The organism is Pseudomonas sp. HC1(2025), assembly GCF_058742075.1.
Window position 1 is genome coordinate 3,351,805 of sequence record NZ_CP196017.1, and the last position, 20,258, is coordinate 3,372,062.

The window sequence follows — 20,258 nt, forward strand, 5'->3', positions numbered from 1 at the left end:
CTGATGCACCGCTATCGCAGGCAAGCCAGCTCCTACATTTATTGGGTGCTCGCCGTTAAGTGCGCTCCACCAGCATCCGCCCCACCATCTCCATATGCAGCGCATGGCAGAACCAGCTGCAGTAGTACCAATGCAGCCCCGGTTTGTCGGCGATGAAGGTGATGGAAGAAGTTTGCTGCGGGCTGATTTCCATGCTCACGCCATGGTTGGTCATGACAAAGCCATGGGTCACGTCCTCGATCTGGTCGATGTTGGTGATGGTCACGGTGACCTCATCGCCGTGCTTGACGGTAAATTCCGTCAGGCCGTAGGTCGGCGCCATGGAGGTCATGTACACCCGCACTTTCTTGCCGTCGCGGATCACCTTGTTATCGGTCTCCAGCTTGATCCCGTCCTTGGCCGCAATGGCCACGGTTTCGGCAAAGAACGGGTCGTTGCGCTCCCAGATTTTCTTGGTCTTGATCTGGTCGCGCCGCGCCATCACGCAGTCGTGGGGTTCGGCGAAGGTCGGGCCGTCGTGGACCAGTTTCATTTCATCGCCGGAGATATCGATCAACTGGTCGTTTTCCGGGTGCAACGGGCCGGTGGGCAGGAAGCGGTCCTTGGAGAACTTGCTCAGTACCACCAGCCATTGGCCGTCGGCATCCCGGGTTTCGGTGAGCGAGGCGTGGTTGTGGCCAGGCTGGTAGTGCACATCGAGCTTCTGCTTGATGTAGTTGACCTTCTCACCGCCGTAGGCGCGGATGGCTTCGGCGATGTTCCACTTGACCACCTGGCTGTCGATAAACAGCGTGGTGTAGGCAAAACCCCGGCCATCGTAGGTGGTGTGCAGCGGGCCCAGGCCCAGTTCCGGCTCGCCGACTACCACGCCGCGCGGGTCTTTGATCTTGTCGCTGAACAGGTCGTCGAGCTTGTCGATGGCAATGATGGTGCAGGTCGGCGACAGCTTGCCGTTGGCGATAAAGTACTTGCCGTCCGGCGAGGTGTTGCAGCCGTGGGGGTTCTTCGGCACCGGGATATAGCGGGTGAATTCGCTGTCCTTGCCGTCGTCGCCCTTGCGCCCGTCCACCACCGGCACCTTGACCCCGTCGAGGTTGATGAACTTGCCGGCCTTGATCGCTGCCTCGATGCGCGGGATGTTGAACACCACCACCCAGTCGCGCTCGTTGCGCATCATGCCGCCCAGGTCGGAGGCCTTTTCCGAGTTGTAGCAGGTGGCCGCCGCGTATTTGCCGGTGTAGTCCATGTCGGCGTTGTCGAGGTTGCCGTCGACGATGACCTGGAAGGCCATTTCCATCTTCTCGGCGTCGATGGCGTTGAACAGGGTGAAGCTGTTCTTGTCCTGCAGGTCGAAGGTGTGGCCGTCATTGGGGTGCGGGATGATGAACTCGGCGTTGCAGAACACGTACTTGGTGTACGGCACCTTTTGCAGGCGCAGGCCGTGGATCGCCTGGGCGTTGGGCACGGTGACGATCTTGTCGCACTTCATGATGTCCAGGCGGATCCGCGCCACGCGAGTGTTGGCCTTGTCGTTGATAAACAGGTATTTGCCGTCGTAGCGGCCATCGGTGGTGGACAAGTGCGGGTGATGGCAATCGCCGTTCTGGTACTTGGCGCCCTCCCCCAGGATGCGCTTGCTCTCGTTGGTCAGGCCCCAGCCGGTAGCCGAATCGACGTTAAACACCGGGATGCGCATCAGCTCGCGCATTGACGGCACGCCCAACACCCGCACTTCGCCCTGGTGGCCGCCGCTCCAGAACCCGTAGTACTGATCCAGCTCCCCTGGGCCCACATGGATTTTCGACTTGGCTTCCTTGGCCGCCGCCGCAAAGGACTCGCGGGTAAACACCGTACCGCCGAGGGCCGAGGCCCCTGCCAGCACCGCGCCGGTGACGGCGCCAGTGCCAAGGAAACCACGCCGGCTCATGCCTTCGGGTTCCGGGGTGGTCCCGGTCTTGTTCGATTCGCTGTCGTTCATGATGTGCTCCAGATATGAAAAGTGGGTGCCCAAGGCCGTCATTCAGGCACCGCCACCTGCACCACCGGGATCAATTGCCCAGGGGTGGGTGCGGCCTTGTTGCGTTTCTTGCGCTTGTTGATCAGGGGCGGGCATTTGTGGTCGTTGTGCCAGGTCATCTGGCAATCGAGGCAGTAGTGGCATTCATTGGCGTTGATATGGCCGTCGGGGTGGATCGCCTGGATCTCGCATTCCCTGGCACACAACTGGCACGGATCGCCACACTCCTTGCGCCGTTTGAGCCAGTCGAACAGCCTGAATTTGCTGGGGATCGCCAGCGCCGCGCCCAGTGGGCAGAGGTAGCGGCAGTAGACTTTGCGCGTGAACAGGTTGATCACCAGCAGCGCCACGGCGTACAGCACGAACCACCACTGGCGGTCGAAATGCAGGGTGATGGCGGTCTTGAACGGTTCCACTTCGGCAAACCGCTCGGCGGTGGCCATCGACTCCAGGGACAGGCCAAACAGCCCCAGTAGGATCAAATACTTGATCGCCCACAGCCGCTCATGCACGGCAAACGGCAACTCGAACTGGCGCACCTTGAGCTTGCGCGCCGCCTCGTTGAGCAACTCCTGCAGCGCCCCGAACGGGCACAACCAGCCACAGAACACCCCCCGGCCCCACAGCAGGATGCTGGCGGCGGTGAATACCCAGAGCATGAAGATCAGCGGGTCGGTGAGGAACAGCTCCCAGCGGAACTGCTGGAACAGGGCATGCACAAAGGTCAGCACATTGACCACCGACAGTTGCCCCAGGGCGTACCAGCCGATAAACACCACGGTAAACAGCAGGTAGCCACGGCGCACCCAGTGCAGCAGACGCGGGCGCCGGGCCAGGCTGTCCTGCAAAAACAGAATCACCGTCAGCAGCACCAGGGCGGCGCCCAGGATCAGGATCTGCACGTGTTTCTGGTACCAGATCGTCAGCCACATCGGCCGGTTGGCTTCGTCGATGGCGGCCTGTTCGGCGGCGGTGGGCAACGGGCGCTCCAGATACGCCTCGGGCATCTGGTAGGGCAATTCAAAACTGCTGAAGGTGCCACTGACCGGGCCGGTCTGGCGCCGTACCAGCAGCTCCAGGGTCCACGCTGAGCCTGGATCGAACGCAGCCTGGGGGCGCACGATAAACACCGACATTTCATCGAACTCGGGCATGCCCTCGGCGAACACGTCGTACAGGCGCTGGTGGTCCATATCGCGGAAGCTGATGACATTGCCGAACTGGCGCAACTGCACCCGATCAAAAATCCCGCCGCGCACATAGCCCGAGCCCTTGAACGAAAAAATCCCGCGTCCCAGCACCGCGATGGCCTGCTCGCCAGGCTTGAGGCCCTGCATCAACACCCGGTACTGCGCGTCACCCAACAGGTTGCGGCCGATGGTCGGCGCGTTGAGATCGGCCACATACAAGTCGATAAACGTCTCGTCGACCTGCCCCGCCCCCGCCACGTCCACGCCTTCGGCCTCGGTGCCCTTGAAGGCGGCATCCACCTGGCCGCGCGTCAGGTGCAAGCGGCGCACCGCGCCATTGCCGGTCAACTGCGCCCAGTTGGCCGGCTCGAACAGGTCAGCGCGCACCAGCGCGACTTTCTGCGCGGTGCTGGCCTTGTCCTCGATCAGCTTGAGCGACACCGCCACTTCGTGGGCGGCGCGCATGATCACCTCATTGACCACCATCGCCGTGACCGTGGCACCGGCCACCGCATCCACGGTCACCGCCTGGCTGTCACTGGAATGCCCCACCACCACCCGCTGCTTGACGTTGATCCCGCTGTAGCGGGCGGTGAAGTCATGCAGCTTGGCCTCGGGAATGCCGATCAACAGAATCGGCTCGTGGTGCTCCAGCACATAGGCATCACGGATCACCCCGGCCGGGTCGAGAATCACCTGGGTGTTGATCGGTTTGCCGGAGTACGCCGGGATGTCCACCACGTCCAGGCTCTGGAACACATAGCCGATGACCGCGCCTTTGGCCGACAGCGTGCGCACCTTGAACGGGCCTTGGGCGGCGGAAATGGCGTCGGCCTGCGGGAAAATCTTGTCGATGCGCTGCTGTTCAATCGCGCCGTAGGACTTGGCCTGGGCCGGGCCGGCCAGGCTGAACAGCAGCACCAGGACAACCAGCCAGGTAACGGGACTTGCAGCCAGGGTAGCGAGGGTCGAGGGCTTGGGGCGGTTCATGGGCTCACTGACTTCAACGGCCGGGATATGCAGCCGATGGTAGGTGGCACGTGGCCAGTGAGCCCTTGATTGAAATCAAGTCTGGGGGTGGTGCGGCGTTTGGGCGCTGGCTACATGCCCAACCACTGCGGCAGCGCCAGTGAGATAAACGGCACGTACGTCACCAGGACCAGGAACGCCAGGAGGATCATCAGCCATGGCATCGCTGCGCGGATCGTCTGGCCCAGGGTCAGGCCGGTCACCGCCGAGGTCACGAACAGGTTCAGCCCAACGGGCGGATGCACCAGGCCGATCTCCATGTTCACCACCATCACAATCCCCAGGTGAATCGGGTCGATGCCCAGCTTCATCGCAATCGGGAAGAAGATCGGCGCCAGGATCAGCACAATGGCCGAGGGCTCCATAAAGCTGCCGGCGATCAACAGCACCACGTTGACCATCAGCAGGAAACCGATCGGCGTCAGCCCTTCGGAGATGACCCAGGCCGTGATTTCCTGCGGGATCTGTTCGGTGGTCAGCACATGGGCAAACAGCATGGCGTTGGCGATGATGAACATCAGCATGATCGACAGGCGCCCAGACTCCAGCAGCACCTTGGGGCAATCCCTCAAGCGCATGTCCTTGTACACAAACAGCGCGACAAACGCCGAGTACACCGCCGCCACCGCTGCAGCTTCAGTGGGGGTGAACATGCCGCTGTAGATACCGCCGAGGATGATCACCAGCAGCAACAGGCCCCAGAACGCGCGACGGGCACAGCCCAGCCACTGGGCAAAGGTCGCCCGGGGTTGTGCCGGCAGCTTCTTGATACGCGCCACGATGTAGATCGCGATCATCAGCATCAGGCCCAGCAGCAAGCCGGGGATCACCCCCGCCATAAACAACTTGCCCACCGAGGTTTCCGTCGCCGCCGAATACACCACCATCACGATGGAAGGCGGAATCAGGATGCCCAGGGTCCCGGCATTGCAGATGATCCCGGCACCAAACTCCTTGGGGTAACCGGAACGCACCATACCGGCCACGGCAATCGACCCCACCGCCGCCACCGTCGCCGGCGATGAACCGGACAGCGCGGCGAACAGCATGCACGCCAGCACCGCCGCAATCGCCAGGCCGCCACGGATATGGCCGACACAGGCGTTGGCAAAATCGATCAAGCGTTGCGCCACGCCGCCGGTGGTCATGAACGCCCCCGACAGCAGGAAGAACGGAATCGCCAGGAAGGTGTAGGCATCGCTGGTTTCAAACAGCTTGATCGCCAGGGAGCTTAACGAGTCCTGGCTGAACATCAGGATCGACATCGCCCCCGACAACCCCAGGGAAATCGCGATGGGCACGCCGAGAAACATGAACACCAACAGCAGTAAAAACAGACAGAGAACGGCCATCAGTCACGCTCCTCATGGCTACCGGCCAACTTGCTGGCTTCACCGGCTTCGTCGGCCAGCCCCAACCCGACCTGACGGTGGGTAAACAGGCGGTAGAAAATTTCCAGGTAGCGGATCAACACCAGGGCAAAGCCGATCGGCACGATCAGCGCGATATGCCCCACTTCCAGGCCGAAATGATCGAGGTCCTCGGCCCCGATCCCGGCCGCCAGCACGGCACTCACCCACTTGTAGCTGGCCACCATGAACAACCCGGCGTAGGCCAGGCAGCACAGGCACGCGAGCATTCCCAGCAGGCGCTGGACCCGGCGTGGCGTCAGGCGCACCAGGGCATCGACCCCCAGGTGGCCGGCGGTGCGCACGCCATAGGAAATCCCGAAGAAAATCAGCCAGCCGAACATCGCCTTGGTCAGCGCGACGCTCCAGGTCATGTCCTGGGCCCAGGTCATGGTGCCGTCGCCCAGGGCGTTGAAAAAACTGCTGCTCCAGGCCCATTTGTCGGCCAGGGCAAAAAACAGGGTGTAGATGTTGTTGAGCATGACGTAGACAAACGTCACCAGGGTCATGGCGGCCAGCAGGAAGGCGATAAAACCTTCCTCCAGGTGCTCCCAGACGCGCCTTAGGGATTGCATGGCAAAACCTCGCTTACAGGGAAAGGGGTCGCAACATGTGGGAGCGGGCTTGCCCGCGATGGGGCATCAACGGCCTCTCGGCTGGCTCAGACGCCGCCATCGCGGGCAAGCCCGCTCCCACATTGGGTCGGGGTCGCGCAGGCGATCAGTGGTTGGACGCGTCTGCGGCCTTGATCAGGTCAGCGCCAATCGGCCCCTCGAACTTCTGCCACACCGGACGCATGGCTTCGCGCCATAGCTGGCGTTGCTCGGGGGTCAGCTCGATGATTTCGCTGGTCTTGGCGTCGATAATCTTCTGCTTGGCCGACTGGTTCAGCGCTTCGGCCTGCTTGTTCACCTCGACGGTGACTTCGACCATGATCTGTTCCAGGCTGCTGCGGATGTCCGGCGCCAGGCCGTTCCAGAACTTGGCGTTGGTGATCACCATGTAGTCGATCAGGCCGTGGTTGGACTCGGTGAAGTACTTCTGCACCTCGTTGACCTTCTGGCTTTCATAGTTCGACCAGGTGTTTTCGGTGCCGTTGACAGTGCCGGTCTGCAAGCCTTGGTAGACCTCGGCAAAACTCATCTTGCGCGGGTTGGCACGGATCGCCTTGAACTGCTCCTCCAGCACACTGGAGGCCTGCACGCGGAACTTCAGGCCCCGGGCATCCTTGGGCTCGTGCAGGGCCTTGTTGGCCGACAGTTGCTTGAGGCCATTGTGCCAATAGGCCAGGCCGAGGATGTTCTTGTCCTGCATCGACGTCAGCAGTTGCTTGCCTTCAGCGGCCTGGAAACGGTCGACGGCGGCCAAGTCGTTGAACAAAAACGGCAGGTCGTAGATCTGCACCTGCTTGGTGTACTGCTCGAACTTGGCCAGGGACGGCGCCAGCATCTGCACATCGCCCAGCAGCAGCGCTTCCATCTCCTTGCCGTCGCCAAACAGCGACGAGTTGGGGTACACCTCGACCTTGACCTTGCCCGCCAGACGCTCTTCGGCAAGTTTCTTGAACAGCAGCGCGCCCTGGCCTTTGGGGGTGTTTTCCGCTACCACGTGGGCGAACTTGATGATGATCGGATCAGCCGCCTGGGCCAGGCCTGCGGCAAACAACGTGGCGGCGCACAACAGCGCCCGAGAAAGCTTGAGCATGGGTATCACCTTTTTATTGTTGTGGTGGTGTCAGGCAAGGTGCCTGATGTGATGCGTGTAGTGAATTTGAAATTTTTAAACACTGCGTTCGGCCAAGCCGAACACCAACCTGGGGAGCAATGCCTATCCCGCGTGGGAGTTCTGTGCTGCCAGCAGCCTTTGGGCCCGCAGCAACACCGGCGCATCCACCATCTGCCCATCAATCTGGTAGGCCCCTGCCCCATGGGCACCGGCCTCCACCACCCGTTGCGCCCAGGCCAGGTCCGCCGCACTCGGCGCCAGGGCCTCATGGATCACCGGCACCTGCTTGGGATGGATACACAGGGCCCCGGCAAAGCCCATTTCATAGGCATGCCGGATCGAGTGGCGCAGGCCCTCCGGGTCGTCGATCGCCGGGTGTACACCGTCCAGCGGTGCCACCAGGCCGGCGGCGCGCGAATGCACGATCAGCGCCAGGCGCGCCTGATCCAGGGCGAAATTCGCCGCCGCCGAGTGGCTGCTCAGGTTCAGGTCCAGCGCCAGGTCCAGGCCACCGAACGACAGGCGCTGCACTTGCGGCGCATGGGCGATTTCGGCCACCGCCAGCAGGCCTCGTGCACTTTCGATAATCGGCCAGATGACTTTGCCGGCTGCGGCGACCACCGCCACCTGGGCGGCACTTTCCACCTTGGGCAGCAACACCCCGGCCACGTTGCCGTGGGCTTTGCAGAACGCCACATCGGCAAAGTGCTCGGCGTGTTCTGGGGCATTGATGCGCACCCACACACAGGCATCGGGGTTGACCGTTAAAAACCCGCCGAGGTTGTCCCGGGCCTGGCGCTTGAGCGGTTCTTCCACCGCGTCTTCAAAATCCACGATCACCGCATCGGCACCACTGGCCAGTGCTTTGGCAAAGCGCTCCGGGCGGCTGCCCGGCACGAACAAGGCAGAACGAATCAAAGGCATCACAGAACTCCTGATTAGATAACGCCGCGCGCGCGCAGGCTGTCGATGGCCTCACCCGAGTAGCCCAGCGCCTGGAGAATTGCCTGGCTGTGCTGCCCCAGCCCCGGTACGCCGTCCATACGCGGGCTAAACGCGGCGTTACGCGCAGGTGGCAATAACGACGGTAACGGCCCGGCCGGGCTGTCGATTTCACGCCAGCTGTCGCGGGCCTTGAGTTGCGGGTGGTCCCACACGCCTTGCATATCGTTGACCCGTGCACTGGCGATCTGCGCGTGTTCCAGACGCTGGATCACGGCCTCGGTGTCGAGTTGGGCAAAGCTGTCGACAATGATCTGGCGCAGCACTTCGCGGTTGGCCGAACGCTTGAAGTTGGCCGAGAAGCGTTCATCCGTCGCCAGCGTCGGGGTGAGCAGTACCTTGTCGCAGAACGCCGCCCATTCACGTTCGTTCTGCAAACCGAGCATCACCGTGCCGCCATCACCGGTGGGGAACGGCCCGTAGGGGTAGATCGTCGAATGCGCCGCGCCGGCCCGCGGTGGCTGCGGGGCACCGTCGAAGGCGTAGTACATCGGGTAGCCCATCCACTCCACCAGGCTTTCGAGCATGCTCACGTCAATGCGGCTGCCCTTGCCCGTCTTGCCGCGCAATAGCAGTGCCGACAGGATGCCGCTGTAGGCGTACATGCCGGCGGAGATATCCGCGATGGAACAACCGGCCTTGGCCATCTGCTCTTCACCGGGGCCACCGGTCACCGAAAGAAAACCGCCCTCGCTCTGGATCAGCAGGTCATAGGCTTTCTTTTTCTCGTAGGGCCCGCCTTCGCCGTAGCCGGAAATATCACACACAATCAGTCGTGGAAAGCGCGCCTGCAGCGCCTCGAACGCGAGCCCCATACGCGCCGCCGCACCGGGTGCAAGGTTCTGCACCAGCACGTCGGCATCGGCCAGCAAGGTGTCGAGGATAGCGCCGGCCTCCGCCTGCTTGAGGTCCAGGGTCAGGCTTTCCTTGGAACGGTTGGTCCACACAAAATGCGAGGCCAGGCCGCGCACGCGCTCGTCGTAGCCACGGGCAAAATCACCGCTGCCCGGGCGTTCGATCTTGATCACCCGCGCCCCCAGGTCGGCCAGTTGGCGGGTACAGAACGGCGCAGCAATCGCGTGTTCCAGGCTGACCACGGTGATGCCGTCCAGCGGTCGTTGATTAGCAGTCATGACAATTCCTCAAAGCCAATGGGCCATGGATACGGCGTTGCGCAGGTTCCAGACTTTTTCGATCAAGGCGCTGGCCTGGGCCGGCGTGCGGGCGCCGCTGAACTGGCAGAGGCGCTGGAACTTGTCCGCCAACTGCACTCGGTCCAGGGTGTTGCCCGGGTCGCCCTTGGGCTCGTCAATCGCACCATGCAACGTGCGGCCATCGACGCAGGTCACGGTGACGCGGCCCAGCCAGCGCTGCGGATAGGCGTCGTCGACTGCGCGGTCGAAGATCATGCTGACCTTGTCGCGGAACGCAGCGACGGCGGGATCGCTCAGGGCCCACTGATGAAACTCGGTAAGCCCGGCTTTGCCGTGCACAGCAATCAGGCCGAGCACGGTACCCATGGAGAACTTGGCCTGGTGTACGGTGGCGGGCACGGTCACGCGGCCGAGCACATCAATAGCGCCTTGGTACACGCGGGTCTCGACCCTGGCGATATCCGCAGCGGCCAGGCCTTCGCGCTGCATCAAGTCCAGCAACGCATCGGCGGCCGGGTGGGTATGGCGGCACGAAGCGTGGAACTTGAACGAGGTTTCCAGCAGCGCCCAGCGGCTACCGAGGCCCGCGGACAATTTGCCCGGCTTGGCGTCAGTGGACATACCCGCCGCCAAACCCTGCTCGCCTTCGAGGATATTGCGCGCACCGCTCAGGCCATCCGCCGTCAGGTACGCGGCCAGCAAGCCATCCGCTGCGGCCTTGGCGGTGTGCAACTGCTTGGAATCAGCCGCATCGCGCAGGAACTCCCAGAGCCCGGCGGCCTGGGTGCCGGCGCTGCCGAGCAGGTTGATGAATTGTTCTTCGTTGAAGTCCAGCAACTTGCCCACGGCCACCGCCGCCGCCAGGGTGCCGACTGTGGCCGTGGTGTGGAAGATCCGGTAGTGGGAACGGCCCATGAACTCGCCGATGCGAATCCCGGCCTCATAACCGGCCACCGCGGCCAACAACAACTCGCGACCGGATTTGCCGAGGTCTTGCGCGGCCGCCAGGGCAGCGGGAAACACCACCGTCGCGGGGTGCAGCACCGAACTGTTGTGCAGGTCGTCCTGCTCCACCAGGTGCGATGAGGCCGCGTTGACCAGCGCGGCAAAATACGCGCTGCTGCTGCCACCGTTGACGATTATCTGCGAAGGCCCGGTGGCCGGGCCCATCTTTTGTGCATAGCGCTCGAACAAGGGAATCGGGTGCGAACCTTGGCTGGCCAGCGCCGAGGCCAGCCAATCCAGATACAGTTCTTCGATACGCGCCAGCACCGCGTCGGGCAATTGCGCGTCATTCAACTCGGCGAGGAACCGGCACAAGTCTTGGGTATGGCTCATGCTCAGGCCCTCAGAAGCTGCGTGGCAGCTCGAGCAGATGCTCGGCCACGTACGACAGGATCAGGTTGGTGGAGATCGGCGCCACCTGGTACAGGCGCGTCTCGCGGAATTTGCGCTCCACGTCGTACTCGCAGGCAAATCCGAAGCCGCCGTGGGTTTGCAGGCAGGCGTTGGCCGCTTCCCAGGACGCCTTGGCCGCCAGGTACTTGGCCATATTGGCGCTGGCCCCGGCATTGACGCCGCGGTCGTATTCCTCGCAGGCACGCCAGCGCATCAGGTCCGCCGCCTCGATTTCGATATGGGCTTCGGCAATCGGGAACTGCACCCCCTGGTTCTGCCCGATGGGCCGGCCAAACACCACGCGGTCGCGGGCATAGGCACTGGCCTTTTCGATAAACCAGCGGCCATCGCCGATGCATTCGGCGGCGATCAGCGTACGTTCGGCGTTGAGGCCGTCAAGGATGTATTTGAAGCCCTTGCCCTCCTCGCCGATCAAGCTGTCGAGGGGCAGCTCGAGGTTGTCAAAGAACAACTCGTTGGTCTCGTGGTTGACCATATTGGCGATGGGCTGCACGGTCAGGCCGTTGCCGATGGCCGCGCGCAGGTCCACCAGGAAGATCGACATGCCCTCGGACTTTTTCTTCACCTCGGCCAGCGGCGTGGTACGCGCCAGCAGGATCATCAGGTCGGAATGCTGCACCCGCGAGATCCACACCTTTTGCCCGTTGATCACGTAGTTGTCGCCGCGCCGAATCGCGGTGGTCTTGATCTTGGTGGTGTCGGTGCCGGTGGTGGGTTCGGTAACGCCCATGGACTGCAGGCGCAATTCACCGCTGGCCAGCTTGGGCAGGTAGAAGCGCTTTTGCGCCTCGCTGCCATGACGCAACAGGGTGAACATGTTGTACATCTGGCCATGGACGGTGCCGGAGTTGCCGCCGCAGCGGTTGACCTCCTCGAGGATCACCGAGGCTTCGGCCAGGCCCAGGCCGGAACCGCCGTATTGCTCAGGAATCATCGCCGACAGCCAGCCAGCGTCCGTCAGGGCCTTGACGAAGGCTTCGGGGAAACCCTTTTCTTCATCGATTTTGCGCCAGTAAGCGGCGTCGAATTCAGCGCACAAGGCGCGCACGCCTTCGCGGATGGCGTTGAGTTCTTCGTTGTCATGGGGGTTCATTAACGGCTCTCCGCCTGTTGTTCTTGGATTATTCGAAATGCACTTCAGCCTGCTGCGCCAGGCCAGCAGCGTTACCGGCCCACAGCTGGGCGACACCGGCCGCCGTCACTCGCCCGCCCACCTCAAACGCCTGTGGCGCAATCAACGGGCGCACGCCGCGATAGGCAAAACGGCGCAAGGTGGCTTCGGGATGTGCCCGGCAAAAGGCGCGCAGGCTCAAGGTGGCGATCAGCGGCCCATGCACCACCAGCCCCGCATAGCCTTCGGTGCCGGTCACGTAGGGGTAGTCGTAGTGAATGCGGTGACCGTTGAAGGTCACGGCGCTGTAGCGAAACAGCAAGGTCGGCGTGGGCTCGATCGCCTCGTACCAGTCGCCCCGGGCCAGGGCATCGCCGCTGCCGGCCTTGGGCGGTGTGGGCTCGCGGTAGACGATGTCCTGTTCCTCACGGATTGCCAGGCGGCCCTCCTGGGAGTAGTCGTGGCGCACGGTGACAAACAGCAACGAACCGCTGCGCCCGGTCTTTTCCTCGACCTGGGTGATGGTCGACACGCGGGTCGCCGCCTCACCGGCACGCAAGGCGTGCAGGAACTCGATACGCCCACCGGCCCACATGCGGTTGCGGTTATCGGCCGGCGGCAGGAAGCCGCCACGGGCCGGGTGGCCGTCGGCGCCCAGGGCGGTTTCCGCCAGCGGGTCCTGGAAGAAGCACCACTGCCATAGCGGTGGTAAATCTGCTCCGTCGTCCGGCACCGCCTCGCCGAAGGTGGCGGCAATACGCTTGAGTAGGTTACGGCTCAAATGGTCGTGGGCGGTTTCGCTTCGGCCAATCCAATCAGTGGCGCTCATCGGGGGCAGGTCCTCGGGCAGTGAGTGTCTGCCCCGGATCATGCAAGCGCCTGGCCGTTCTGAGAATTTGCATTTCAATAAACCAGCGTTCGGCTATGCTGAACGCCGCTATCTTCACCTGGGAGCCTTGCATGCACTTCGACCTGGCCGACCTGCGCCTGTTTATCCATATCGCCGAATCCCCCAGCCTGACCCAGGGTGCCAAGCGTGCGTTCCTCTCGCCGGCAGCCGCCAGTGCACGGATCAAGGCCCTGGAGGGCCAGTTGGATACGCGCCTGCTGTACCGCGACAGTCGCGGCGTGGAAGTCACCCCGGCCGGTGAACGGCTGCTGCACCACGCGCGGCTGATCATGCGCCAGGTCGATTACCTGAAAAGCGAATTCACCCAATATGGCGCCGACTCCGCCGGGCATATCCGTATCTTTGCCAATACCACCGCAGTCACCGAGTTTCTCCCGGAAATCCTCGCTGGCTTCCTCTCCCAGCGCCCCGGCGTGACGGTCGACCTGCAGGAGCGCCTGTCCCGTGACATCGTGCGCGGGGTGCTCGACGGCACCAGTGACATGGGCATCATCGCCGGCCCCGTGCAGGCGCCGGGCTTGCAGGTCTTGCACTTCAGCACTGACCACCTGGTGCTGACGGTGCCGGTGGGCCATCCCCTGGCCAACCAGCCGTCAGTGACCCTGGAACAGACCTTGGCCTATCAGCATATTGGCCTGCACGAAGGCAGCACCTTGCTCAGCTTCTTGCGTGAACACGTCGAGCACCTGGGCAAGCAACTGTCCCTGCGCATCCAGATGTCGAGTTTCGAAGCCATCTGCCGCATGGTCGAGGCCGGAGTCGGCATCGGCATCATCCCCGAGTCCGCCGCCGTGCGGCACAGTCGGACCATGCAACTGGTGAGCATCAAGCTCGATGAAAGCTGGGCGGTGCGCGAACGCAGCATCCTGGTGCGCGAGCTGGATGCCCTGCCGGGCGCGATCCGCGCGCTGATTGCGACCCTGAGGCCAGCCGTTTAACAGTCTTTGACAGTTTCCCGACAAAGCTGTCAAAGACCCCTGCCCCCGCCGTCCCTAGGATTTGAGCCTCCCTTGGAACGACGAAGGCCATCATGCGTTCAAAAACGATCTACCTCGCTGCCACTTCTGTGTGCCTGATCAGCTGCACCCAACTGTCAGCCGCCGCCGACTGGCAATACAGCCTGCAAGCCGGGGCAGCCAACCTGCCGCGCTACAGCGGCAGCAATGAGCGCATGACCGCGCCCATGCTCGGCGCAAATGTCGTCAGCCCGTGGGGGATTTTTCTCGATACCAACAAGGGGCTGGGCTGGGGTTATGAAGATGACAACCTCAGTTTCAATGCCTATGTCGGCGCCAGCACTGCGCGCAAAGACCAGAAAAAAAGCACCCACCTGGGCTCTGACCGGCTCAAGGGCATGGGTCAAATCAAGTCGCGGCCGCAGTTCGGCGTGAGTGCCAGCTATACCCTGGGCACCGCAATCCTCGGCGCAACCCTGGAACATGCGCTGGAGCAAGACGATAAAAAAGACAGCGGCAAGGCGTTTACCTCCCTGGAACTGAGCATTGGCACCAACCTGTATGACGGTGACTACGGCACCGTGGACGCCAGCCTCAACAGCCGCTTTGGCGATGGCAACTATGTGCAGACCTGGTATGGCGTGACCACCGGCCAAGCCCAAAGCAGCCGCTTTCGCGCGTATGACGCCAAGGGTGGGATGGTCAGCCGGGGCTTGAACCTCGATTGGAGCGTGCCGCTGGGCGACCACACAACCTTCTCGACCTTGCTGGATGTGCAGTATTTGTCCGGTGATGCGGGCAAAAGCCCGATTGTGGAACGCAGGATGCAGACGTCGGTGATGGGTGTGTTGAACTACAGCTTTTGATTTGCAAACCCAATCAGACAGGGGGGGCTGGCTTGCCTGCGATGGCGGCCCAATAGATCGCCACAGAGTGTCAGGTACCCAACGTCATCGTTTACGACCATCGCAGCGAGGCGGCGACCCGACTAGCCAGCCCCACATTTACAACCTTCATGAGTTTGCAAAAGGTTAGTCGGCGTAGGCCCAGGTCATGCGGAACGACGCCCCGCCCCACTGCGAATCCAGCACCTGCACCTGTCCGCCATGCCACTGGCTGACCCGCTGCACCAGCGCCAGGCCCAGGCCAAAGCCGCCGGTGCGGCGGTCGCGGCTGGCGTCCAGGCGCATAAACGGCTGGAAGATTTTCTCCCGGCCGTCTTCGGGTACGCCGGGGCCGTCGTCGCACACCCGTACCTCGTAGCCACTGCCAAATTTGACCAACGATACCTCTACCCGCTGCTCCGCGTAACGAATGGCATTGCGCAGCAGGTTGATCACCGCGCGCGCCATAAACCGTGGTTCGATCTGGATGAAATCAACTTCACAGGTGCGCAGCGACAACTGCACGCCTTCGGCCTCGGCTTCCAGGGCCACGCTGCCGATCACACTGTCGAGCCAGCTTTGCGCCTCGATATTCTCGCGGGTGACCTGCGTCGCGCCACGCTCAAGACTGGCGTAGGTCAACAGCTCAGAAACCATATCCTCCAGCTCGCCGAGGTCGGCGTACATGTCGCCAATCAGCGCGCGGCTCTGGCGCGGGTCGGCTTCCTGCTTGAGTTGATCGAGCTCAAACGACAAGCGCGCAATCGGGGTGCGCAACTCATGGGACACCGCGTTGGTCAGCTCACGCTGGTTGGCGATAAGGTGCTCGATGCGCTCGGCCATCTGGTTGAAGTGCCCGGCCAGCTCGCGCACGCTCGAGCGCCGTGGCAGCAAGATGCGCGAGCCCAGGTCATTGTTACCAAAACCCTGGGCCGCCACGCGGATATGCTCCAGGTCGCGCCAATGCGGGCGCACCCAGAAATACAGGACGATGGCCAGGCACAGGCCCAACAGGCTATAGGCCCACAGGTACAGCCAGCGCGGTTCCACCGGGAGTTTGACCTGAAGCAACTGCGCGCCGCCGTCGATTTCGGTGATGAACTCCATGAAGTCGCCGCGCACCACCAACTTGCCGTCAGCCAGTATTTGTTGCTCGCGAGGGTCGAATCCCGCCGCCTTGCGGTCGATAAAACCCAGGCGCAATCCATAGTGCTTTTGCAGCTCGGCCAGGCGCGCCTCGCGAGCTGCGCCCGCCGGCAACGGGCGTAATTGCTCCACCAGGCCGTAGGCCGGGCCGCGCATGGCTTCGCGGTTGTAGGTCTCGTTGGCTTCGGGCAGCAATTCATCGAAGGTGTAGTTCACCAGCCAGATCGCCCCGGCCAGGCCCAGGGCCAGGATGATGTACAGACGCAGGAACAGGCGCAACATCGGGCTAGACCTCCCAGGCAAACGGGTTGAACAGGTAGCCCTTGCCCCAGATGGTCTTGATGCACACCGGCTCACGGGGGTTGTCATTGAGTTTGTTGCGCAGCTTGCTGATATACACATCGACACTGCGGTTGAGCCCGTCAAAGGCGATCCCGCGCATGCGGTTGAGGATATCGTCGCGCGAGAGGATCTTGCCCGCACTGCTGGCCAGCAACCACAGCAGTTCGAATTCCATGGTGGTCAGGTCGATCTTTTCGTCACCCAGGCTCACCCCTCGGCAACTGCGGTCAATCGCCAACTGGCCGAACGCCAGGGAACCGCGCACCGTCGGCTCCGGCAGATGGCGGCGCTGCAAGGCCCGCAAGCGTGCCAGCAACACCGGCGGCTTGATCGGCTTGATCACATAGTCATCGGCGCCGGACTCCAGGCCGAGGATATGGTCCAGGTCGTCTTCCTTGGCGGTGAGGATCACGATGGGGGTGTCGGACACATTACGGATCTCACGGCACACATGCAGGCCGCTCTGGCCGGGCAGCATCAGGTCGAGCACGACGATCTTCGGTTTGAACGCCAGGAACACCGCCAACGCCTCATCGCCCCGGTGCACCACGCGCACTTCAAAGCCATGCTGTGACAGAAAATGCGCGATCAGCCCTGCCAGCTTCTCATCGTCCTCAACGAGCAGGACCTTGCCCAGACCCAAGTTTTCCATAAGTTTCCACTGTGCCAGCGCCGATTGAAGTGCGCGCATTATAGTGGGCAACAGCGATCCACAAGCGCACGCAGGGCCCCATACAGCAGGGCTTTGACGCAAACTTCATGTTTTTAAGAGTTTTTTACAAATAGCCCGCAGTCTATCACGGGCGTTTGAGATCAGGCCGGCACGCCGCTGTGGAAACGGAACTCGATATCCGGTGATTCGATCAGTTCCTGCTCGGCGGCGCGGACCCGCTCGATCACTTGGGCCACATCCTTGGCCTCGCCGTATTGATAGGCCAGCTTCAGATAGCCCTGAAAGTGCCGCGCCTCGCTTTTCAGCAGGCCAAAGTAGAACTTGCCGAGTTCTTCGTCCAAATGCGGCACCAGTGCTTCGAAACGCTCGCAACTGCGCGCTTCGATAAAGGCGCCCACCACCAGGGTATCCACCAGTTTCACCGGCTCGTGGCTGCGCACCACTTTGCGCAAGCCCGAGGCATAGCGGCTGGCGTGCAGTTGGCGCAGTTCGATCTTGCGCTTTTTCATCAAGCGCATGACTTGCTCGTGGTGGACCAGTTCTTCGCGGGCCAGGCGCGACATCATGTTGATCAGGTCAACATGGGAGTGGTACTTGGCAATCAGGCTCAAGGCGGTGCTGGCGGCCTTGAACTCGCAATTCTTGTGGTCGATCAGCAGGGTTTCCTGGTCGGCCAGTGCGGCCTGGACCCAGGCGTCAGGGGTGCGGCAACCGAGGAATTCATGGATTTCGGGCAGGTTCATCGGGCTCACGGGCAAAGGATCACAAAAGGCCGCCGATTATACCGACCCCGCCGCAGACCACCAGTCACGGGCCTTGATGTGCATCAACATGACGTACGGCGGGCAACAACTATAGTTGTTCGAAGCCTTGTCCTTCCCACCCTTGGAGATCCCGCTCATGAACGAAATTGGCAAAATCCTGGTGATCATCGAGCCCGAACACTCGGAAAGCCTGGCGCTCAAGCGCGCCAAGCTGATCGCCGGGGTGACCGACGCTCACTTGCATTTGCTGGTGTGCGATGAAAAGCATGAGCATTCGGCCTTGTTGAGCTTGCTCAAGGCCGGCTTGCAAGAGGATGGCTATAGCGTCAGCACCGAACAGGCCTGGCACAACAACATGCATAAAACCATCATCAGGGTGCAGCAGAGCGAGAGCTGCAAGCTGGTGATCAAGCAGCACTACCCCGACAGCCCGCTGAAAAAGGCCCTGCTGACACCCGAAGACTGGAAACTGCTGCGCTTGTGCCCGGCCGCCGTGCTGCTGGTCAAGACAGCGACCCCATGGACCGACGGGGTGATCCTGGCGGCCATCGACGTGGGCAACCTCGATAACGAGCATAAAGCCCTGCACGCCGCCATCGTCGATCATGGTTTTGACATCGCCAGCCTGGCCAAGGGCCAGTTACATGTGATCAGCGCCCATCCGTCGCCCATGCTGTCGGCGGCTGACCCGGTGTTCCAACTCAAGGAAACCATCGAGGCCCGCTATCGCGAGCAGTGCAAGGCGTTCCAGGCCGAGTTCGACATTGACGACAGCCGGCTGCACATCGAAGAAGGTCCGGCCGATGTGCTGATCCCCCATGCCGCCCATAAACTGCGCGCGGCGGTCACGATCATAGGCACCGTGGCACGCACCGGGATTTCCGGGGCGCTGATCGGCAATACAGCGGAAGTGGTGCTCGATGCACTGGAGAGCGACGTGCTGGTACTCAAGCCCCAGAGCATCATCGATCACCTGGAGGAACTGGCCAGCAAGGCAAAATGAAGATCAAACATGTGCGAGCGGGCAAGCCCGCTCCCACTGGGGATCTTGGCGGTGCAGAATATTTTGGCCACACCACAGAACAATTGTAGGAGCTGGATTGCCTGCGATAGCGGTAGGTCAGTTGATATATCCCTGACTGAACTGGCGCCATCGCGGGCAAGCCCGCTCCTACAGGGGATCTTGGCAGGGCCGGATATTTTGGCCACACCACAGAACAATTGTAGGAGCTGGCTTGCCTGCGATGGCGGTGGGTCAGTTGATGTATCCCTGACTGAACTGACGCCATCGCGGGCAAGCCCGCTCCTACAGGGGATCTTGGCAGGGCAGGATATTTTGGCCACACCACAGAACAATTGTAGGAGCTGGCTTGCCTGCGATGGCGGTGGGTCAGTTGATGTATCCCTGACTGAACTGGCGCCATCGCGGGCAAGCCCGCTCCTACAGGGGATCTTGGCGGTGCAGAATATTTTGGCCACACCACAGAACAATTGTAGGAGCTGGCTTGCCTGCGATGGCGGTGGGTCAGTTGATATATCCCTGACTGAACTGGCGCCATCGCGGGCAAGCCCGCTCCTACAGGGGATCTTGGCAGGGCAGGATATTTTGGCCACACCGCAGAACAATCGTGGGAGCTGGCTTGCCTGCGATAGCGGTGGGTCAGTTGATACAACTCTGACTGAACTGGCGCCATCGCGGGCAAGCCCGCTCCTACAGGGGATCTTGGCAGGGCAGGATATTTTGGCCACACCGCAGAGCAATTGTGGGAGCTGGCTTGCCTGCGATAGCGGTAGGTCAGTTGATACATCTCTGACTGAACTGGCGCCATCGCCGGCAAGCCCGCTCCCACAGGTTGATCAGCGACAGTCAGTGGCCTAGTGCATCCTTGAGGAAGCCTGGCGCGATGTAGCGCTGGTAATGCGCTTCGGACAGGATAAAAAACTCCCGATCAATGGCATCGCGCAGTTCCGGCAGGTTCCAGTCGCGAAACTCGGGCATCAGCACCATGCCATAGGCGTCCAGGTTGTTGATCACCCGGGCGCCCCGGGCGATCAACTGGTAGGCCCAGCAGTATTCGGACTGGTGCGGCACAAAGCGAATTTTGCGCTGTTCCAACTGCCAGCGCAGCCGTTTGGGGTCGAACACCTCCAGTTTGCCCGCCATCACCTGCACCAGCAGTTGCTCAAGCCGCAGCCATACTGCGCGCTTTTCTTCCTCGCCATAGCCGTTCCACTGGATCACTTCGTGGTGGAAACGCTTGCAGCCCCGGCACACGAGATCGCCGTAAACCGTGGAGCACAGGCCGATGCAGGGGGTCTTGATGGTGTGATTGGACATGGGTGGCAGCGCACAAATCAGCGAAACAGTGGCCCATGTTAGCCCTTTGTCTAAGGTTCATCACCCTGCAAACTTGCTGCGGCAACTTACCTTTAGAAATTTTTTGCCGTAGAATCATCCGGCCTTGTAAGGCGCCAAATAATCCGTTGGAAGCTGTTTTCAAAGCGTCACGAGCACAGTCGTTCCTTC

General features: G+C 62.0%; 17 protein-coding genes. 3 read left to right on the plus strand and 14 right to left on the minus strand.

What is annotated here, in order from left to right; translation table 11 throughout:
* Positions 1–55: 55 nt before the first annotated feature.
* The 10 genes from nosZ to ACSSVH_RS15070 form a co-directional block, all read right to left on the minus strand.
* The gene (gene nosZ, locus ACSSVH_RS15025) at positions 56–1,978 is read right to left on the minus strand and encodes a TAT-dependent nitrous-oxide reductase (RefSeq protein ID WP_169957073.1); all 1,923 of its coding nucleotides are present in this window, start codon (positions 1,976–1,978) and stop codon (positions 56–58) included.
* Positions 1,979–2,016: 38 nt separating this feature from the next.
* Positions 2,017–4,197 (minus strand): transcriptional regulator NosR, encoded by a 2,181-nt coding sequence (gene nosR, locus ACSSVH_RS15030; RefSeq protein ID WP_492633395.1) that lies wholly within the window; start codon positions 4,195–4,197, stop codon positions 2,017–2,019.
* Between the two features lie 110 nt (positions 4,198–4,307).
* Positions 4,308–5,588, minus strand: a complete 1,281-nt coding sequence (gene dctM / locus ACSSVH_RS15035) for a C4-dicarboxylate TRAP transporter large permease protein DctM (RefSeq protein WP_099169959.1) — start codon at positions 5,586–5,588, stop codon at positions 4,308–4,310.
* Positions 5,588–6,220 (minus strand): TRAP transporter small permease, encoded by a 633-nt coding sequence (locus tag ACSSVH_RS15040; protein WP_169957076.1) that lies wholly within the window; start codon positions 6,218–6,220, stop codon positions 5,588–5,590. Before ACSSVH_RS15040 ends, dctM begins: the two co-directional genes overlap by 1 nt.
* 145 nt (positions 6,221–6,365) lie before the next feature.
* Positions 6,366–7,349 carry a TRAP transporter substrate-binding protein gene (locus tag ACSSVH_RS15045; protein ID WP_169899204.1) on the minus strand — a complete coding sequence of 328 codons (984 nt, stop codon included), beginning with the start codon at positions 7,347–7,349 and terminating at the stop codon, positions 6,366–6,368.
* Between the two features lie 123 nt (positions 7,350–7,472).
* Positions 7,473–8,294 carry an HpcH/HpaI aldolase/citrate lyase family protein gene (locus ACSSVH_RS15050; RefSeq protein WP_169957077.1) on the minus strand — a complete coding sequence of 274 codons (822 nt, stop codon included), beginning with the start codon at positions 8,292–8,294 and terminating at the stop codon, positions 7,473–7,475.
* Positions 8,295–8,308: 14 nt separating this feature from the next.
* Positions 8,309–9,505, minus strand: a complete 1,197-nt coding sequence (locus ACSSVH_RS15055; RefSeq protein ID WP_169957078.1) for a CaiB/BaiF CoA transferase family protein — start codon at positions 9,503–9,505, stop codon at positions 8,309–8,311.
* A 9-nt stretch (positions 9,506–9,514) separates the two neighbouring features.
* Positions 9,515–10,864, minus strand: coding sequence for an MmgE/PrpD family protein (locus ACSSVH_RS15060; RefSeq protein ID WP_492633396.1), 1,350 nt, complete (start codon positions 10,862–10,864; stop codon positions 9,515–9,517).
* 10 nt (positions 10,865–10,874) lie between these two features.
* Positions 10,875–12,038: an acyl-CoA dehydrogenase family protein gene (locus ACSSVH_RS15065; protein WP_169957080.1), complete on the minus strand. Its 1,164-nt coding sequence runs from the start codon at positions 12,036–12,038 to the stop codon at positions 10,875–10,877.
* A gap of 28 nt (positions 12,039–12,066) precedes the next feature.
* Positions 12,067–12,885, minus strand: coding sequence for an HTD2 family dehydratase (locus tag ACSSVH_RS15070; RefSeq protein WP_170057126.1), 819 nt, complete (start codon positions 12,883–12,885; stop codon positions 12,067–12,069).
* Positions 12,886–13,016: 131 nt separating this feature from the next.
* On the opposite strand from ACSSVH_RS15070, the gene ACSSVH_RS15075 reads away from it, so the two are divergent.
* On the plus strand, positions 13,017–13,904 hold the full coding sequence (locus tag ACSSVH_RS15075; RefSeq protein WP_170041597.1) for a LysR family transcriptional regulator: 888 nt from the start codon (positions 13,017–13,019) through the stop codon (positions 13,902–13,904).
* A gap of 92 nt (positions 13,905–13,996) precedes the next feature.
* Positions 13,997–14,788 carry a MipA/OmpV family protein gene (locus tag ACSSVH_RS15080; RefSeq protein WP_169957084.1) on the plus strand — a complete coding sequence of 264 codons (792 nt, stop codon included), beginning with the start codon at positions 13,997–13,999 and terminating at the stop codon, positions 14,786–14,788.
* Positions 14,789–14,953: 165 nt separating this feature from the next.
* Here ACSSVH_RS15080 and ACSSVH_RS15085 read toward each other — a convergent pair whose 3' ends face one another.
* The 3 genes from ACSSVH_RS15085 to ACSSVH_RS15095 form a co-directional block, all read right to left on the minus strand.
* Complete coding sequence (locus tag ACSSVH_RS15085; protein ID WP_169957368.1) at positions 14,954–16,234, minus strand: ATP-binding protein; 1,281 nt, start codon at positions 16,232–16,234, stop codon at positions 14,954–14,956.
* 4 nt (positions 16,235–16,238) lie between these two features.
* Positions 16,239–16,946: a winged helix-turn-helix domain-containing protein gene (locus ACSSVH_RS15090; protein WP_169957369.1), complete on the minus strand. Its 708-nt coding sequence runs from the start codon at positions 16,944–16,946 to the stop codon at positions 16,239–16,241.
* Between the two features lie 161 nt (positions 16,947–17,107).
* Positions 17,108–17,710 carry a MiaE family protein gene (locus ACSSVH_RS15095; RefSeq protein WP_170041084.1) on the minus strand — a complete coding sequence of 201 codons (603 nt, stop codon included), beginning with the start codon at positions 17,708–17,710 and terminating at the stop codon, positions 17,108–17,110.
* 157 nt (positions 17,711–17,867) lie between these two features.
* On the opposite strand from ACSSVH_RS15095, the gene ACSSVH_RS15100 reads away from it, so the two are divergent.
* Positions 17,868–18,734, plus strand: a complete 867-nt coding sequence (locus ACSSVH_RS15100) for a universal stress protein (RefSeq protein ID WP_170057123.1) — start codon at positions 17,868–17,870, stop codon at positions 18,732–18,734.
* Positions 18,735–19,598: 864 nt separating this feature from the next.
* Here ACSSVH_RS15100 and ACSSVH_RS15105 read toward each other — a convergent pair.
* Positions 19,599–20,069, minus strand: a complete 471-nt coding sequence (locus ACSSVH_RS15105; RefSeq protein WP_170041082.1) for a DUF1289 domain-containing protein — start codon at positions 20,067–20,069, stop codon at positions 19,599–19,601.
* Positions 20,070–20,258: the final 189 nt, after the last annotated feature.

Coding starts and splice junctions, on each gene's coding strand:
- ACSSVH_RS15050 (WP_169957077.1), bottom strand. CDS start 8,294: ATGCCTTTGATTCGTTCTGCCTTGTTCGTGCCGGGCAGCCGCCCGGAG.
- ACSSVH_RS15105 (WP_170041082.1), bottom strand. CDS start 20,069: ATGTCCAATCACACCATCAAGACCCCCTGCATCGGCCTGTGCTCCACG.
- nosZ (WP_169957073.1), bottom strand. CDS start 1,978: ATGAACGACAGCGAATCGAACAAGACCGGGACCACCCCGGAACCCGAA.
- ACSSVH_RS15085 (WP_169957368.1), bottom strand. CDS start 16,234: ATGTTGCGCCTGTTCCTGCGTCTGTACATCATCCTGGCCCTGGGCCTG.
- ACSSVH_RS15055 (WP_169957078.1), bottom strand. CDS start 9,505: ATGACTGCTAATCAACGACCGCTGGACGGCATCACCGTGGTCAGCCTG.
- ACSSVH_RS15075 (WP_170041597.1), top strand. CDS start 13,017: ATGCACTTCGACCTGGCCGACCTGCGCCTGTTTATCCATATCGCCGAA.
- ACSSVH_RS15070 (WP_170057126.1), bottom strand. CDS start 12,885: ATGAGCGCCACTGATTGGATTGGCCGAAGCGAAACCGCCCACGACCAT.
- dctM (WP_099169959.1), bottom strand. CDS start 5,588: ATGGCCGTTCTCTGTCTGTTTTTACTGCTGTTGGTGTTCATGTTTCTC.
- ACSSVH_RS15045 (WP_169899204.1), bottom strand. CDS start 7,349: ATGCTCAAGCTTTCTCGGGCGCTGTTGTGCGCCGCCACGTTGTTTGCC.
- nosR (WP_492633395.1), bottom strand. CDS start 4,197: ATGAACCGCCCCAAGCCCTCGACCCTCGCTACCCTGGCTGCAAGTCCC.
- ACSSVH_RS15080 (WP_169957084.1), top strand. CDS start 13,997: ATGCGTTCAAAAACGATCTACCTCGCTGCCACTTCTGTGTGCCTGATC.
- ACSSVH_RS15040 (WP_169957076.1), bottom strand. CDS start 6,220: ATGCAATCCCTAAGGCGCGTCTGGGAGCACCTGGAGGAAGGTTTTATC.
- ACSSVH_RS15095 (WP_170041084.1), bottom strand. CDS start 17,710: ATGAACCTGCCCGAAATCCATGAATTCCTCGGTTGCCGCACCCCTGAC.
- ACSSVH_RS15065 (WP_169957080.1), bottom strand. CDS start 12,038: ATGAACCCCCATGACAACGAAGAACTCAACGCCATCCGCGAAGGCGTG.
- ACSSVH_RS15090 (WP_169957369.1), bottom strand. CDS start 16,946: ATGGAAAACTTGGGTCTGGGCAAGGTCCTGCTCGTTGAGGACGATGAG.
- ACSSVH_RS15060 (WP_492633396.1), bottom strand. CDS start 10,864: ATGAGCCATACCCAAGACTTGTGCCGGTTCCTCGCCGAGTTGAATGAC.
- ACSSVH_RS15100 (WP_170057123.1), top strand. CDS start 17,868: ATGAACGAAATTGGCAAAATCCTGGTGATCATCGAGCCCGAACACTCG.